The sequence below is a fragment of the Bacillus sp. FSL K6-0073 genome (genome assembly GCF_038006085.1).
In the GTDB taxonomy this organism is placed as follows: domain Bacteria; phylum Bacillota; class Bacilli; order Bacillales; family Bacillaceae_G; genus Bacillus_A; species Bacillus_A cereus.
The window spans coordinates 329538-345192 of record NZ_JBBOUN010000004.1; the positions used below are offsets into that span (position 1 = coordinate 329538).

Here is a 15655-nt window from a genome sequence, read left to right on the forward strand (position 1 = left end):
GTGTAAAATTAGGGTGTAAAATAAATGGTGGGAAACTGGAGGGTTTTTGAGAGTGAAAGTTGCTTATGCGAGAGTCAGTTCTATGGATCAAAACTTAGATCGACAAATTGTAGAATTTAAAAATCACGGTGCGGAAAAAATATTTGTAGAGAAAAAATCCGGAGCGGATTTTTTGAATCGTGTAGAATTTAAAAGAGCTTTAGATTTTGTACGAGAAGGCGATTTTTTAATGGTAGAAGCAATTGATCGATTAGGACGTGATTATAATGAAATCATTCGTACAATAAATTATCTGAAGCAAGAAAAAGTCGGTTTACTTGTTACAAGTATGCCTATATTAAGTGAGCCCCTAGGTGATCCGCTATTAGACCGTTTTGTCAAAGATTTAATTCTTCAACTCTTAGCTATGATTGCGGAAAAAGAACGAACAGAAAGTAAACGACGACAGGCACAAGGAATAAAAATCGCGAAAGAAAAAGGGGTTTATAAAGGGCGACCAACCCTTTATGGGCCAGGTGCGCGAGATCCGCAAAAACAAGCTGTCTATTATCAAATCGTACAAATGTTAAATTCAGGATTACCTATAAAGAAGGTTGCTGAAAAGAACGGCGTGACCAGACCAACGGTTTATCGTATTCAAAAAGAACTCGAGGAAGATATTAATTGACAATAAAGTTTAATCAAAACTAAAAATGTTGATTTTTTAATAAAAAAATCCCTGCACTTTTAAAAATATTTGAGAAAAATGCGGGGATTATCTTTTATATGGATGTTACGATTTGAAGTATTATCGTTCATTTAAAGAGTGTTAAAATGATATCTCTACATTGTAAGCACTATTTATTCATAACTAATTTTCATCTTCCATTTTTCGAAATAATAACCATTCGACTAGTGCGTAGAGCGCAATAGGCACAATAATACAAAGAATGACAAAAGTTTGGTTTTTACCACCCTGAACTAATTCTTTCGTTTGTGGTATCCTTAACAATAAACCGAATATTCCTAAAGCGACAACGTAAATAAGACCCCCAAAGAATTCACGTTTCTTCTTGAATATAACATAAACGATAGACAAGATTAAAATAACAAGAATGGCAATCCAATCAAATGGGGTACCAATTTTTAAAATTCCTTGTTTTGGTGTAAAAAGTCGAATGAGGAAAAATACCCCAAACGGAATCATCGCTATTATCCATACTACGAAAAATTTAATTAACCTCGGTAATTGCGTTTTCATATAAATACTCAGGTGTAATAATTTAAAAACACCATAAACGAATGCAATGGAGAATATTCCATTCAACAATATAACCAATCCATTTATTTGTAATGATGGGGCTGTAAAACTACCTACAATATCGTAAAACATACTAATTAAAAAAATTAAACCACTAATTTTAAAAATCGATTTCCATGAAGGTTTATCAAATTGCTGTGTCAGTTGATCGACAACCTCTTTTGGATTTTTACCTAAATACTCTTCTGCCGATTCGCCATGTTTTTGCGCTTCTAAAATATCTTGTAATATTACCATTAAGTGTCGTTCTGTTTCTAATTCTTCATAGAAAAAACCAAATGTACGCATATACAATAAAATATCTTCATAATATATTTTATTTTCTGGGGATAGCTGTTCTCTAAGCTTGTTATTTTGCTCCACTAATTGTTTAGCGGTATTATTTTTCATCCAATTCACTCTCCACTTTTGTCAAAATCCGATTCACTTTTACAATCAATGAACCCCATTGTTCTTCAAAACCCTCTAGTTGTTCTTCTCCTTCATGTGTAATAAAGAAGTATTTCCTATTTGGTCCATCAGGTGAAGTGAGCTCCTTACTTTTAATTAACCCTTGTTTTTCTAACTTTTGCAGTAGAGGATAAATTGTTCCACCTACTATTGTTGTAAACCCATAATCACGCATTATTTGTACAAGTTCATAACCGTATACTTGTTGTTGTTTAATAATAGATAGCACGCAACCTTCAAGTACCCCCTTTAGTAGTTGTGTTTCTTTCATTTACTCACCTCGCTAATTTGTAATACATATTAGTTAAAAATGCGGTATCGTTCATTAACTAGTTTGTAAAACATACTAGTTAAAAACACTGTAGCATATAATGACTAGTTTGTAAAACATACTAGTCATTATATGCTAACTTTTTTGGATTAAAGTAACGTTTAGTCAATAGCATGCTATAAATGTTATTTTTGGATAAATGTCTAGAGTTTTTTCTTCAAGTCAGACTTTTTAACAACTTTATCTTATTTTTTGTTCGGTGAAGTATTTTTCATCCAAAATAAAGCTTTTTTATGTGCAAGTTATCATTTGAAAACTACGCAAATTATCTCCTAAAGTTACATCTACATTTATAAGGTTTTTCGAGTTACAAAAAATAGTTACCAAAAATATTACCAAATACCTTTACAATAAATGAACCTTCGGTACAATGAAAGTATATGATTGTACAGGAGGAAGCAAATGATTATTGGTTATGCACGTGTATCTACTTTTGAGCAAAATTTAGATCGTCAAATTCATTCACTTAAGAAATACGGATGTGAAAAAATCATTCAGGAAAAATTTACTGGAACAATTCGAGAAAGACAGGGCCTTGTAAAATTATTTGATGTGATAAGAAAAGGAGATACGGTTGTAGTTGAAAGTATTTCACGTTTAGGGCGCAAAACATTAGATATCCTGAATATTATCCAACAGTTCGAAGAAATAGGGATTCAATTTGTATCATTGAAAGAGAGTATGGATACAGGCACGCCTACAGGTAAGGCCATGCTACAGATGATGTGTGTTATTGCTGAATTAGAAAGGAACTTGATTGCAGAACGAGTAAAAGAAGGCTTAGAAGCAAGTAAGAAGCGTGGCAAAAAGTTAGGTAGGCCAAAATTAGAAAAAGAAAAGCTCTCAATCGCATTACGCATGTATGACAGTAAAGAATACTCAATTAAAGAGATTGTAGAAGGAACTGGTGTATCACAAGGTTCTCTTTATCGAGCAATCAATCAACGAAAACTTGAAGAAACACAGAAGTAAAAAAACTTTGCGTTTCTTTTTTATACATTTTTTGGAAACCACTTTACACTTCCCGGCACAGTTGCTCCTTCTACCTCAATTAGGAGCATTAGGTTTAGTAATAACAATTGTTGTATGGAATACCCGGTATATAGAATCCGCGCTACAAGTACTCCAAAATCGCAGTCATATGATTGATAATGATGATATATCTAGACTTTCATCATTAGACCATAAACATATTAATTATAGTAGGAAGGTATTCATTTATTCTCCCAGAAGAAGTAAAAAACGGACAATTATGTACATTAATATATGAAGAAAGCAACCAAATCAAAAAAGGACCCTGATTCCTTATAGGAACAGTTCCCTAATGTCCGCTAATGCTTGTTGCGTGATTTTGCATCATTGTACATATGCCTCCCCTTTTATCTAGATTTTCCATGGAAAGGTCCATACGATACATACACCCATTCCTCCATTCGTTCTAACAATGTTAATTTCATATATGTATCAAACTGCAGGCAGTTACAAGTCGTCACGTGATCGTATTTTTTTGTATACAATTTAATTTTTTGAAGTAATAATCCAGTAAAGAGAAGGTACGGCATGACATATACATGGGACGCAATCGATGTTATATGTTTAAGCTCAGAAGTAAAAGAGGGCGTTCCTTTTGTTAAAAAGGAACAAGATACCGGCATACCAATTTTCTGCCCGACAGCTGCTCCAATTTGTTGTAATTCATATATAGGCTGAGGATCGCTACTACCCCGTCCTACGAGTAAAACGCTACTACTTTGCATTGGAATAGTTTCACGTATTCTTTTCGCTACAAGTTCAACCATATGTGGATGCGTACTAAAAGGTGGTACAACTGAAAATGTTATATGTGGGTATTTCTTTTGTATTTGTTCTATTTCAAGAGGAATATCACGTTTATAGTGAGCTGCTGCAAATAATAAAACAGGTACAATCATTATTTCAGTTGCTCCCTCTAGTATTGTTTCTGTAACTGCATCCGAAATGGTAGGTGTTGTTAGTTCTAGAAAAGCTATTTTTTGAATTCTTTCGTTACGTTCTTTCATGACAGATTGAATAAAGCGAATAAATTGTTCATTGCCTTCTTGCAGGCGACTACCGTGTCCAACATATACAATGCCTTTCATCGTAGCACCAAATCTTTCTTCATAATAATGTCTTGTAATTGCTCATCTACATTATGTAATCCGACTTTATTCGCATAGTGTAAAGTTGGAACGTCGGTATACGAGAAGGGAAGAGTAAGAATATCAATAAAACCAAGTCGTTTTATTTCTGATAAAAAAGTATCAATTGAGGCACGCCCTTCAAACACAATGCTATCCCATGAGAATTCAGAAAGTATACGAGAATGAACTTCATCGAAACGATGATCAATTGTATACTCATGAGTCATCATATAGGAGCCAGCACCAATTTTCTCTTGAATAAAAGCAATTCGGTTAATATTTCTGCCTAAATAAACAGTTGTATGGGAAGAGAACTTTGCTTGTTTACTTAGTAGCCCATATTGCATAAGCTTTTCTTGAGTGGCAACGTTTATATACTGCAGTTTCGCCTGTAAGGAACGAATATCTTTCTGGTGTTTACTGCATGATCGCATCAAGATTTCTACACTTTCAGCTGAACAAAATACTAGGCGATCAACGCTAAAAATCTCATTGGTTTGTTTAGGTGTTAATGTGTATTCTTTCTTTTTAAAAGTTGGAATTTGATATATTTCTGCACCGGACTCTTGTAACATTTGCTTGATTGTGCTTTTTTTATTTGTTGCAGATGCAACTAAAACCTTCTTGCCATGCAATGGTTTACGTTCTTTCCAAGCGATTTGATTACGTAAGGAAACAACATCACCAACAATTGTCATAGAAGGGTTAGAAATATTTTCGTTCTTGACGATAAGAACAATGGTTGAAAGTGTACCTGTGACAACGCGCTGTTTACCAGTTGTACCCCATTCGATAACTGCTACTGGTGTATCTTCTTTTTTTCCTGCTTGTAGTAAGTTTTCGCAAATTGTAGGTAAGTTTTTTATACCCATGTAGTAAGCAATTGTGTCGCTATTGTGAGATAAATTATATTTTCCATAATTGGTTAAAGGACCTTTTGCATGTCCAGTTAGTAAAGTGACACTATTACTATAGTTACGATGGGTGAGTGGGATACCTGCATACGTACTAGCGGCGATGCTAGAGGTAATACCTGGTACAATTTCATATGGAATACTTGCTGCTGCTAAAATGCCCGCCTCTTCGCCACCTCGCCCAAAAATAAATGGATCTCCGCCCTTTAAGCGAACAACGATTTTGTTTTCTTTCGCAAAGTGAAGGAGGTGGGCGTTAATCATTTCTTGTCGCATCGTATGATTTTTGGGCATTTTTCCGCAATAAATAAACTCGCATGTTGTCTTCGTATAACTAAGGAGAGTAGGATTCAGTAAACGATCATATAAAACAACATCCGCACGCTCTAAGCACTCTATCGCCTTTTTTGTAATGAGTCCTTCATCACCTGGTCCTGCGCCAACTAAATATACATATCCGTTCATACTCGCACCTCATTTGTTTTTATTTAAAAGGAAGCCAAGGGAGGCTTCCTTTTGTAAATTACATATATATATAAATATCCCCGTCAATAACTTCTACGTCATACGTTTGAATACAACCATTATCGGGTTTTTGAACCTCACCTGTTAGTAATGAAATTTTCCAATCATGCAGTGGGCAAAAGACAAATTCCCCAGATACAATTCCTTCCGCTAATGGTCCATTTTTATGAGGACAGCGATTTCCTACAGCACGAATATCGCCATTTGAAAGATGAAATAGAGCAATAAACACATCTTTGATTTGCACCTCTTTACCAATTTGTATAGGAAGATCTTCTACACGCATAACTTTGATTTTTTCTCCCATTTGTAACATATGAATCACGCTCCTTATTTCACAGTTTCTACTTCATACATCACTTTTAATGACTTCGTTTCTAATGCTTGTCCCCATGCTTCTTTATATGTGCCACGAGCTTTTTGGAAACGTTCATTTAACTTAGTGACCATATTTGCATCTTGCAGTATTTCTTTTATGTGATCGAAGCCTAAACGTTCTGTCCAGTAAGCAGTACGCTCTCCGTAAATACCAGTTTCACGATAATATTGCATATAAGCTGTAGCAACGCGAAGGACATCATCTTCAGTAGGGACAATCATTACAAAATCAGCTTCGCGTACTTCCGTACCACCATTTCCGCCAATATAAAGTTGGTATCCATTTTCGACACAAACAACGCCAAAATCTTTCGTTAGTACTTCCGCACAGTTACGCGGACAGCCCGTTACACCCATCTTCATTTTATGAGGTGTATCTACCATTTCTAATGATTGTTCAAGCAACATACCAAGTCCTAATGAATCTTTCGTACCGAAACGGCAGAAGCGAGAACCAACACATGATTTTACATTACGAAGCGATTTTGAATATGCATATCCCGAAGTCATATGTAAGTCGGCCCATACGTTAGGTAAATCTTGTTTCTTAACACCATATAAGCCGATTCGGCTTGCACCTGTAATTTTCACAAGAGGAACATCGTACTTTTTCGCAACTTCAGCAATTTTCATTAAATCATCAGCTGTTGTAACGCCTCCGTACATGCGTGGAATAACAGAGAATGTACCATCGTGCTGGATGTTACCATTCATTCTTTCATTAACGAAACGGGACGATTTATCATCTTCATATTCTTCTGGAATCGCCATACGTACATAGTAGTTTAAGGCAGGACGACATTTTGAACAGCCGTCTTCATGCACAAAACCAAGGACGTTTCGTACTTCTTTTGGAGATTTTAAGCCTTTCTCGTGAATGGCCGCTACGACTTCATCACGGGATAAAGGTGTACATCCACACATACCGGCAGATTGCGCTGAGGCATCAAAAGCATCTCCAAGTGTATGAGATAAAACTTGTTCCACAAGCGGACGACATTTACCACAAGACCCTGCGGCTTTCGTACAGCCTTTAACTTCTTCAAAAGTAGTTAACTCTTGTTCTATAATGGCATGAACGATTGTGCCTTTCGTAACACCATTACATCCGCAAATCGTGTCATCGGCACTCATTGTAGCAACGTTAAGTTCACTTTCTTCACCGGCTTTGTGAAGAAGGGAAGCGGCTGTATATCCTTGTATATCTTCTTCTTTCTTTAACATGCTAAAGAGACGTGTACCATCAGCAGTATCACCATATAAAACGATACCCACGACTTTATTGGCACGAATGAATACTTTTTTATAAGAACGTTTACATTCATCAAAAATTGATATTGCTTTTGTTTGATCATCTTCGTGAATTTGACCAGCAGAGAATAAATCGCAACCGGCAACCTTAAGTTGTGTACTAGAAATGCTTCCGGTGTATCCATTAGTTCGTGAATTTGTTATATGTTTTGCTAATACCATACCTTGTTCATAAAGGGGTGCGACAAGCCCATAAACAATACCATCATGTTCGGCACATTCCCCAACTGCATAAATAGATTTATCACTCGTTTGCATATATTCATTGACTACAATACCGCGATTTACAAGTAAACCAGCATCTTTTGCTATTTGCGTATTCGGGCGTATTCCAACAGCCATTACGATTAAATCACAATTTACAATTTCGCCATCTTCAAATTGAATACCCTCAACATGATTAGTACCAAGAATTTTCACAGTCTTCTTCTCCATAAGAAACTTCATATCCTGTGCCTCTAAATCCTCCCGAAGTAAGGAAGCTGCCTTGAAATCTAGTTGCCTTTCCATCAAAGTAGGCATTAAATGAACAACATGTACGTCCATTCCTAAGTCAATAAGACCACGTGCAGCCTCTAAACCAAGTAATCCACCGCCAATAACAACGGCCCTTTTATATTTTTTAGCTGCATTTATCATAAATTGAGTATCTTCAATAGTTCGAAATCCTGTTACACCGGAAAGTGTGGAACCCTCAATAGGTAATATAAAAGCATTAGAGCCCGTTGCAATAATAAGTTTATCGTACGTAAGGGTACGACCCTTTTCCGTAACAATAACATTTTCCTTTCGGTTAATTCCCTGAACCCTCTCGTTTGCATATAAGGTTATTTTATTTTCCTCGTACCAACTATATTCGTTCATGATAATATCTTGTATACTTGTTTTACCCTGTAGAACGTGGGAAAGCATAATACGGTTATAGTTTGGATGGAGTTCATCCCCAAAAATAGTAATATCATATAAATCGCCATCTTGATTTAGAATTTCCTCCATACAGCGTATGCCGGCCATTCCGTTTCCGATCATAACCAAATGTTTTTTCATATTCATTTCCTCCCTTTATACGGAATAATGAAAATACGCTTGCATTTCCATTATAATACATAACAAAAAATGGAAATGTGATATTTGTCACACCATTTGTAAAATTCACAAATTGTTAAAGTTTAACTTACATGTGAAGGACAAAAAGGTGATTATGTATTCCATTACTTAGGTAGGAATTTGGAAAGAAGGAACAGCTTATACTTAATTAGGTTAATATTTAGGGATACTTCCAAAAATAAACTCCGACTTATTCATGGGGCTGTATCCTATACTCCTTAACTTAAGGATTAAAACTATCCTTAAAATTAAAAATGCGTTATCTCCCCTTCCCCAACCTTGTCGACAATTCGAACCCTCAACAGGAATTTTATTAGGCTTTAGGGCGCTTAGGGTACAGCCGAAATATACACGTTATCTTAACTAAGAAAATTTAAACCCTAATTTGATAGGGTCCTTACGTTGAATACATATATTCAACGTAAGGTAAATTATCCTTCATAAATCTTACCTCGTAGGCGCATCATTTCTTCTTTTAATTTTTTATTTTCGTCCTCCAATTGTTTAATACGTTTGTTTTTAGCGGCGAGTAATATATCTTTATTGGTATCGGTTATTTCGCGTTTAACTTGCTTAGGAGAAGATAGGCCTTGTTGTTGCTCACGAAGTTTATTTATACGTTCACGGATATCTAAATGATTATATAGGTATGATTTTGATACTCCGGCTGTCGTTGAAACGCTATTAAAATTAATTTTTTCTTTATTTTTTATTAACATTTGAATAGCTTGATTGACTTTAGTTAAAGTTAATTCACTTTTGAGTTTTGAGAAGTCTTTAATACCTTTGGTATTTTTATAGTTATTTGTGGCCATATACACTAAATTCCTCTCGATCATATTCTCGTCCCTTTTTTCCAGCTTTATGATGAATTTTACCTTGTATTAGAAGTTCATATATTGGTTTTAAACGCTCTAATTTCTCCTGATTCTTTTCTATCCATACAGGACGATTTATAGTCTTCCCACGTTCTATAACGGCCTCTGTATCTTTTATTTGACGTTCATATTCTCTTGCAAACTCTGGAGTTGTACATAAATTACGACAAGATAAACAGGGATCGGATTGCGTAGGGCAAGGCTGTTTAATCGGTTTTGTACAATAACCCAGTGGCATCCTGACTGCATCTAAATTCGAACGAATATATTCCCATTCAATTATATCTTCATTTTCAATATCCGAAGGATGTACTTTTACTGGTTTGCCAAAATCATTTATTCGAAATAAACCTTTTGCTGTAGCGTCTTCCCATGATTTTCTTAGTGTTGTATCTAATATTTTCGCATAGGTAAGAGTCATTTCCGGTGAAGCATGGGCTAACCATTTTTGGACATGTAAGATATTCATTCCATTATTAATCAATTCAACTCCTTTAGTATGCCTGAAGGCGTGGCTCTTAAAATGGAACACGTTTCCTTTCTCATCAATAATATTTTTCGACTTGGCAAGCTTATTTAAACTATTTTGAATTCTACGAGATTCTGGCGGACGACCTTTTCGTTTACCAGAAAGCCGAACAAATAAGAATTTTTTTGGATTATTGTCCAGGTTGCTTTTTTTCTTCATACACTCTATTACTGTTTGTACAATAGCTGCTACATCGTCTGTAATAGGTACACGATGATTTAAGACTTGTGTTTTCATAATATCACCACACAAATACCAGCCCTGTGCTGTTTGTTCTAAACAGGTATCATAATGAAGGGTGAGAATATCAGAGATACGCCAACCAGTTGCTCGAAGTAATATTACTACGGGAATATATTCTTTAGGAGTAAGGTGCTCTAAATGGCTTTCTAATTGTTGAAGGATTCCCTCCGGGATATATTTAATATCGTTTTCAGTACGTCTTGGAAGTTGGGGAATATCTTCCTTAAATAATAGTAAAGATGCTGGTATTTTAGGAGATTCTATATATTGTAATTTTTCTATGGTTTCCAAAAAAACTCGTAGAGTTATTAAATAATTCCGTTGTGCTTTTTGATGCAGTTCTTGTTCTATCCTCTGCCAGTCTCGGTAATTTTCCATATCCTTGCGAGATAATAAGGATAGATCATTCCAGTTTGGATATTTTTCATATATAAAATTTAAAAAAAGACTGATAGAACGAATATCAAGGCAACTTTGTCCGTGAGATACATACTGAATTCGAAACTTGATGTAACGTTTAATCATGTTACGAAACGGGCTTGGAATAGCTGTAAAATTTAATAGATAATGTGCTTCATGTTCAACCACTTTTGACTTTGCTATTTTCCTGATATCCCAAATGTCTTTTTCAAACTCATCACGTTCATCATAATAATCTTTATAAAATAAATAAATCACTTTTAAGAAGGTTTCATACTTGGTAAGTGAGCCATCCTCTCGAATTTTTAATCCTTTTTGAACTAACATAGAACGAAGTTGAATTATTGCTCTGTTTAAATCTATATCAATAATACTTTTGATATAGGGATAGAACTGATTTAATAACTCTGCAATGTGTTTGAATGATGCTGCATATCGTTTAATTACCGTCTGATATAAACGTACATCATCGACCTTCAAACGATTTAAAATAAAAAACTTTATTTCAGCTTTAATCTTGGATTTAAAACAAGAAAAATCAATTTTTTTATATGTCTTATCCCAGATGGTTTGTCGAAACTCATCAAAGGCTGAATAATCGGCACTCCATATATCATTTTCCCAATAGCCTATTAAGAAATCGTTGATTTCTTCCTGCTTTTCCTTTACGATTGCTGCTCCCATTATACTCATTTCTAACTATCACCTTTCTGTGAATTTATCTTCATTCTCTCTTGTGCACGTTCCCAATCTTTTCTTAGATCATCATCACTTGGATGAACATACATTTGAATTGTGGTTTGAATATGGGCATGTCCCGCACGTTTCATCAAATGTTCATCTTTCCATCCAGCTTTTCGTAATTCGGTCAGTGAAGTATGGCGAAGCATATGAGGTGTTACATGGATAGCTGTTTTCTGTTTTAATCGATTAAATAAAGATACAATATCCGTATACTCTAAAGGGCGGTGCTTATTCTCTCCTGATAACTTAATAAAAACGTGGTTAGTATCTACTTCATCTGTATGTATTTCAGCTATATATTCAAAATAAAGATCCATTAATTCTTCAGATACATCAATTATTCTTGGACTATATACAGTTTTAATTTCCGCGAAATTTTCAAGTTCGCCACGATCACAAATATGAATCTTTCTTGCATCAACTTTGAAATCCTCAAGCCACAGGGAAAGAGCTTCACCGATTCGCATAGAACTTTCCCATAATAATTGGATAAGAAAGCGATCACGTATGTTTGAGCAGGAGAAAATTAGTTTTGTAACTTGTTCTTTAGAAATAACCTTCGGTTTTTCTTTTGGTACTTTAGCTTTGAGAATATGAGCTGTGAATTTTTTATCTTTGTTAATATGATATAAGAAATCTTTAAAATTTCTACGAGAGCCGGTTATTTGTTTTTTTAGGCGTTCTGATAATTGAATAGAATAATCCTCATGACGCATTAAATAATCGTAAAACCCTGTTACAGTAGCTAAAACAGTATTAATTGTTCTTGGCTTTCTTGGTAGGGGCGAAATGGAAATAGATACTACTTTATTGTTCCCATATGGATTTTGTAGCCACCCCATAAAGGATGCCATCTGATCAATACCAATCTCACGGTAATCCAATTTTTCTTGCTCTAGAAATTCAAAAAATAATTTCAGATGAAAGCAATAAGACCGTAAGGTATTTCGTGCAGCATTACTATTATCTTTGAACCGTAAATAATGAAGAACAGGTTGAATAGGCTCTCCATCCTTATCGACTAGCATATATCGCGTCTTTCCGTTTGACAAAATGACCTGTTCTACTTTCACAATATCCCCCCAATACTTAAGCAATTAACAATGTACTTAGAATTGTTATCTGTACTTAGTACACTTCATTCACCCCCACCTTAAAATACTTTAAATACTCTGAAAAATCAATATAGTTATAATTTATTTGAAGATAAATAAAAAGCCATAAGCCTTACTTAAAGAACTATAAGGTCTATGGTTTTATTTAGTATAGTTAACGTATAAAAATAGGCCAAAAGCTTACTTTTATTTCTAATTTTTGTTTTTTATAAGACTCTTTTATTCGTCTAAATAAGAACCAGGGTAAAAAATTGTATATCTGTGTTAACTAGATATAGGAATTCAACTAGTATTTCGGCACAAACTAAGCAAATTGGAATTAGAAAAGATCCGCATTTTATCCCGCTAGGAGTAAATCGAATCTTGCATATTTAAAGGACGTAATGTTGTCTTTTACTATTAGTTTCCTACCATCTTTACTTTTATATGTAAAATGAGGCATAGCGTTGGGATATAAATGAAAATAAGATACAAAGATAAATTGGAAATCTGTGTAATAAAGTTATCAATCGTTTGTCTATCCTTTAACAAAATTGAGATGATTACTGTCACAATAAGGGATATCCGTAGAATATATTTTTGTTTAATATGAAAAATTTCTCTCATGCCTCTTGTATGTGCCCAAAGTGGTAAAATTATGCTACTAATCATAATTAACGCATACCCACATACTACAATATATTCTACCCTTTCGAGAAAAGAAAATTGAATTACCTGTGTCATAGAAAGTTGTGACCAAATCATTTTAGATAATTGACCTTCACTAAAAAATGCCAAAGCAGAAATCACGCTTAATAAGTAAAGGAAATTAGAAAATAATACACTATATTGTGCGAATTTATAGGATTTTTTTGGAGATTTGATAAACGGATAAATCATAAGAATAATTTCAAAACCAGTCATCGTGTATCCAGAACCTTTTGCAGCTAGAAAAATTTCTGATATATTGTGGTTAAATATTGGTAAGAAATTCTCGAAGTGACCAAATCTTATCAAGCAATACAAACAAAGTATCATGTAACTAAAAGATGCAAAAATAGAAATTACACATATGCCAGTGATAACCCGGAAACCGGATGAAATAATATAATAAATTAAAATAGAAAATATAATGCTCAAAATAAGAGTAGATGCGGTAGGAAATAGCCATACTTGTACAATTTCAACATAGGTACGTAAAGTAGAAACGCTCATCATCAAAAAGTATAACATAAATCCTATATTAAACAGCTTTCCCAATAAAGGGCCTAGTACATATGTATGTATATCCAAAATGCTTCCATCAATAAGAGATAACATGTAGTACATAATCCAAATAAGACAATGAATTGCAATGCCCGTAAATAACACTCCTATCCAAGCATCAAAACCAGCTTCTTTCGCAATAATTCGTGAAAATCCGAGTACACCCGCTCCGAATTGTTCTCCATGTATAACAAAAAACACAAAGAAAGGAGATATCATATGACTCATTTTAACTTTCATTATCCCCACCCCAGCTTTTAGTTCTCTTTATTATTATTTATATTTTTTTAACTTCTATTCATATTTAAAAAATAGGTTCTGAATTTCTAAATACTAAAGAACTTTAAGTAATCAGAACGTATGCTGAAAATTATAAATGCTGAACCGGAATGAACATATGTAAAGTTCTGCGGAGATACATTAAAAAAAGGTCTAGATTGAGCTTATAATGGAATCGTTTCTTCTATATGGTTGTAGGGTTTTCTATAAATCAATTACAAAATCGCCGAATCGTTTTATATGTCTAGTTATATAAGGACTTAGCCTTTCTAACTCTTGGCGTGAAAAGCAATAACCTTCTTTTTTAGTTATCATAAAATCATAGTGATATATACTATATTTTGAAAAAATACAGTATTGGTGATGAAATCATTGTATTTTATACATTTTTTTGTTCTATTGGATTGTTTTTCATAATAATGCCATTAGCACCTAAAAACAACCATTTCGAAAAACCATTATAAGCTTCGACTTTATTGGTGCTAGCTGTAATTTGTTCGCGTAATTTCATATCTAAAATATACTGAAGAATGAAGATTTTTCGAATTACCCTTCCAAGTTCCCGAAACGCTTAATATAATCGTTTCGGGAACTTGCGGTTAGAACGAGTGCACGTTTGTCTTGATGTTTTGGTACTTCATTATACTTTTTCGTGTAATATTCTTGGTATTCCGATACATACTTCCTTACAGAGTTGGCGGCTTCAACTAAGTAATACCGCAAGTAATGATTCACATTACGAAATAATGAAGTGTTTTCAGCGGTGAACCGACCAGACTGGTATGTACGCCTTTTGTGAATTAGATTATCATGTATATGTTTTTATACTTATATATGAATTCTAATATTTTAGTGACGTTTATTTCAGCAATGTTTTTTGGTGGACTTACTGTATAAAATACAACGGAACATGCAGAGAAATTGTATCGTTATATGAATGGCATGAGACGAGCGACAAAACGAGAAGTAGAGCAGAGAAAACCTATTTTAGATGCTTTATGTCAAAGATTAGGTATACAAGATTTGGTTTTATGTGTGGCAGATGAACCGTTTCCGAATGCGTATGCATTGGGTAGTAAGACGATTTGTGTCACAAAAGGATTATTGAAAACAGCGAATGAGGAAGAACTTGCAGGGGTTTTAGCACATGAAATTGGTCATGTGCTGTCATGGCACACACTTTGAATACAGCAGGATCAGTCGCTACATGGATATTAGTAGCTATGGCAACGATTTTATCTCTTCTCTCGAATCGTATGCAAATTGTGGCTGTATTAGCGGCTCTTGCAGTGGTCGTATTAAAAGCCATGCAAGTGGTTTTTCATCGAGTTGCGGATTTACCATTTCGAGTGGTAGGAAGAAATGAGGAATTCCGAGCGGATGCGTATGCAGTCGAACTAGGAATGGGAGAAGGTTTGATGTTCTTTTTAGAAAAAATAGAAGGAACTGAAGGTTCTCCAAAAGGGATCTGGGCACGTTAAGAAGCAACTCACCCACCTGTAGCATTTCGGATTGAACAAATAGAAATTGCGCTAGAAGAAAAACAGATAGAATCTTTATAATAAAAATGGATTTGTGATATAATAAGTATCCATCACTTACTAATTTATGGATGAAATTGAAATTATGTTAAGATTGATAAGACTACATTAGAAAATGTGGGTTCAAGTTGCTGTATTGACTGAATTGCACCAAAAAAACCAATTCCATTACACGGGAATTGG

The 15655-nt window shown here is 34.4% G+C and carries 14 protein-coding genes and 3 pseudogenes; 5 read left to right on the plus strand and 12 right to left on the minus strand.

Annotation, left to right across the window (positions count from 1 at the left end; all coding sequences use genetic code 11):
• The first annotated feature begins 52 nt into the window (after positions 1 to 52).
• Positions 53 to 667 carry a recombinase family protein gene (locus MHB52_RS35580; RefSeq protein WP_061662999.1) on the plus strand — a complete coding sequence of 205 codons (615 nt, stop codon included), beginning with the start codon at positions 53 to 55 and terminating at the stop codon, positions 665 to 667.
• A gap of 183 nt (positions 668 to 850) precedes the next feature.
• Here the strand turns inward: MHB52_RS35580 and MHB52_RS35585 are convergent, their stop codons facing one another.
• Positions 851 to 1690: a DUF1129 domain-containing protein gene (locus MHB52_RS35585; protein ID WP_061662996.1), complete on the minus strand. Its 840-nt coding sequence runs from the start codon at positions 1688 to 1690 to the stop codon at positions 851 to 853.
• The gene (locus tag MHB52_RS35590; RefSeq protein WP_000665426.1) at positions 1680 to 2021 is read right to left on the minus strand and encodes a PadR family transcriptional regulator; all 342 of its coding nucleotides are present in this window, start codon (positions 2019 to 2021) and stop codon (positions 1680 to 1682) included. The genes MHB52_RS35585 and MHB52_RS35590 overlap by 11 nt, the downstream gene beginning before the upstream one ends.
• A 462-nt stretch (positions 2022 to 2483) precedes the next feature.
• On the opposite strand from MHB52_RS35590, the gene MHB52_RS35595 reads away from it, so the two are divergent.
• Both MHB52_RS35595 and MHB52_RS36945 read left to right on the plus strand, forming a co-directional pair.
• Positions 2484 to 3053 (plus strand): recombinase family protein, encoded by a 570-nt coding sequence (locus tag MHB52_RS35595; RefSeq protein ID WP_061662994.1) that lies wholly within the window; start codon positions 2484 to 2486, stop codon positions 3051 to 3053.
• Between the two features lie 76 nt (positions 3054 to 3129).
• Positions 3130 to 3382 (plus strand): annotated as a pseudogene (locus MHB52_RS36945) (Tn3 family transposase); the annotation flags it as partial.
• Between the two features lie 78 nt (positions 3383 to 3460).
• Here the strand turns inward: MHB52_RS36945 and MHB52_RS35605 are convergent.
• The 10 genes and pseudogenes from MHB52_RS35605 to MHB52_RS35650 all read right to left on the minus strand — a co-directional run.
• Positions 3461 to 4201 (minus strand): sirohydrochlorin chelatase, encoded by a 741-nt coding sequence (locus tag MHB52_RS35605; protein ID WP_061662992.1) that lies wholly within the window; start codon positions 4199 to 4201, stop codon positions 3461 to 3463.
• A complete protein-coding gene (locus MHB52_RS35610; RefSeq protein ID WP_061662990.1) occupies positions 4198 to 5622 on the minus strand; it encodes a uroporphyrin-III C-methyltransferase in 1425 nt (474 codons plus the stop codon). The genes MHB52_RS35605 and MHB52_RS35610 overlap by 4 nt, the downstream gene beginning before the upstream one ends.
• Positions 5623 to 5680: 58 nt before the next feature.
• Positions 5681 to 5998 carry a nitrite reductase small subunit NirD gene (gene nirD / locus MHB52_RS35615; RefSeq protein ID WP_061662988.1) on the minus strand — a complete coding sequence of 106 codons (318 nt, stop codon included), beginning with the start codon at positions 5996 to 5998 and terminating at the stop codon, positions 5681 to 5683.
• Between the two features lie 14 nt (positions 5999 to 6012).
• Positions 6013 to 8418 (minus strand): nitrite reductase large subunit NirB, encoded by a 2406-nt coding sequence (gene nirB, locus MHB52_RS35620; protein WP_061662986.1) that lies wholly within the window; start codon positions 8416 to 8418, stop codon positions 6013 to 6015.
• Positions 8419 to 8909: 491 nt separating this feature from the next.
• The gene (locus MHB52_RS35625; protein WP_000224740.1) at positions 8910 to 9293 is read right to left on the minus strand and encodes a DUF6262 family protein; all 384 of its coding nucleotides are present in this window, start codon (positions 9291 to 9293) and stop codon (positions 8910 to 8912) included.
• On the minus strand, positions 9280 to 11241 hold the full coding sequence (locus tag MHB52_RS35630; protein ID WP_061664311.1) for a tyrosine-type recombinase/integrase: 1962 nt from the start codon (positions 11239 to 11241) through the stop codon (positions 9280 to 9282). The genes MHB52_RS35625 and MHB52_RS35630 overlap by 14 nt, the downstream gene beginning before the upstream one ends.
• A gap of 2 nt (positions 11242 to 11243) precedes the next feature.
• On the minus strand, positions 11244 to 12365 hold the full coding sequence (locus tag MHB52_RS35635; RefSeq protein ID WP_000862013.1) for a tyrosine-type recombinase/integrase: 1122 nt from the start codon (positions 12363 to 12365) through the stop codon (positions 11244 to 11246).
• 441 nt (positions 12366 to 12806) lie between these two features.
• Entirely contained in the window at positions 12807 to 13895 is a 1089-nt protein-coding gene (locus MHB52_RS35640; RefSeq protein ID WP_061663396.1) for a GerAB/ArcD/ProY family transporter, read from the minus strand.
• Positions 13896 to 14095: 200 nt separating this feature from the next.
• Positions 14096 to 14502 (minus strand): annotated as a pseudogene (locus MHB52_RS36950) (Tn3 family transposase); the annotation flags it as partial.
• Positions 14503 to 14525: 23 nt separating this feature from the next.
• Positions 14526 to 14720, minus strand: a pseudogene (locus MHB52_RS35650) (IS110 family transposase); the annotation flags it as partial.
• 144 nt (positions 14721 to 14864) lie between these two features.
• On the opposite strand from MHB52_RS35650, the gene MHB52_RS35655 reads away from it, so the two are divergent.
• Entirely contained in the window at positions 14865 to 15116 is a 252-nt protein-coding gene (locus tag MHB52_RS35655) for a M48 family metalloprotease (protein WP_061663393.1), read from the plus strand.
• Entirely contained in the window at positions 15101 to 15412 is a 312-nt protein-coding gene (locus MHB52_RS35660; RefSeq protein ID WP_253703383.1) for a hypothetical protein, read from the plus strand. The genes MHB52_RS35655 and MHB52_RS35660 overlap by 16 nt, the downstream gene beginning before the upstream one ends.
• Positions 15413 to 15655 lie beyond the last annotated feature (243 nt).

What these genes read in the sequence shown, in the direction of transcription:
- MHB52_RS35585 (WP_061662996.1), bottom strand. Translation starts at nt 1,690, where the DNA reads ATGAAAAATAATACCGCTAAACAATTAGTGGAGCAAAATAACAAGCTT.
- MHB52_RS35590 (WP_000665426.1), bottom strand. Translation starts at nt 2,021, where the DNA reads ATGAAAGAAACACAACTACTAAAGGGGGTACTTGAAGGTTGCGTGCTA.
- MHB52_RS35595 (WP_061662994.1), top strand. Translation starts at nt 2,484, where the DNA reads ATGATTATTGGTTATGCACGTGTATCTACTTTTGAGCAAAATTTAGAT.
- MHB52_RS35605 (WP_061662992.1), bottom strand. Translation starts at nt 4,201, where the DNA reads ATGAAAGGCATTGTATATGTTGGACACGGTAGTCGCCTGCAAGAAGGC.
- MHB52_RS35610 (WP_061662990.1), bottom strand. Translation starts at nt 5,622, where the DNA reads ATGAACGGATATGTATATTTAGTTGGCGCAGGACCAGGTGATGAAGGA.
- nirD (WP_061662988.1), bottom strand. Translation starts at nt 5,998, where the DNA reads ATGTTACAAATGGGAGAAAAAATCAAAGTTATGCGTGTAGAAGATCTT.
- nirB (WP_061662986.1), bottom strand. Translation starts at nt 8,418, where the DNA reads ATGAAAAAACATTTGGTTATGATCGGAAACGGAATGGCCGGCATACGC.
- MHB52_RS35625 (WP_000224740.1), bottom strand. Translation starts at nt 9,293, where the DNA reads ATGGCCACAAATAACTATAAAAATACCAAAGGTATTAAAGACTTCTCA.
- MHB52_RS35630 (WP_061664311.1), bottom strand. Translation starts at nt 11,241, where the DNA reads ATGAGTATAATGGGAGCAGCAATCGTAAAGGAAAAGCAGGAAGAAATC.
- MHB52_RS35655 (WP_061663393.1), top strand. Translation starts at nt 14,865, where the DNA reads ATGAATGGCATGAGACGAGCGACAAAACGAGAAGTAGAGCAGAGAAAA.
- MHB52_RS35660 (WP_253703383.1), top strand. Translation starts at nt 15,101, where the DNA reads ATGGCACACACTTTGAATACAGCAGGATCAGTCGCTACATGGATATTA.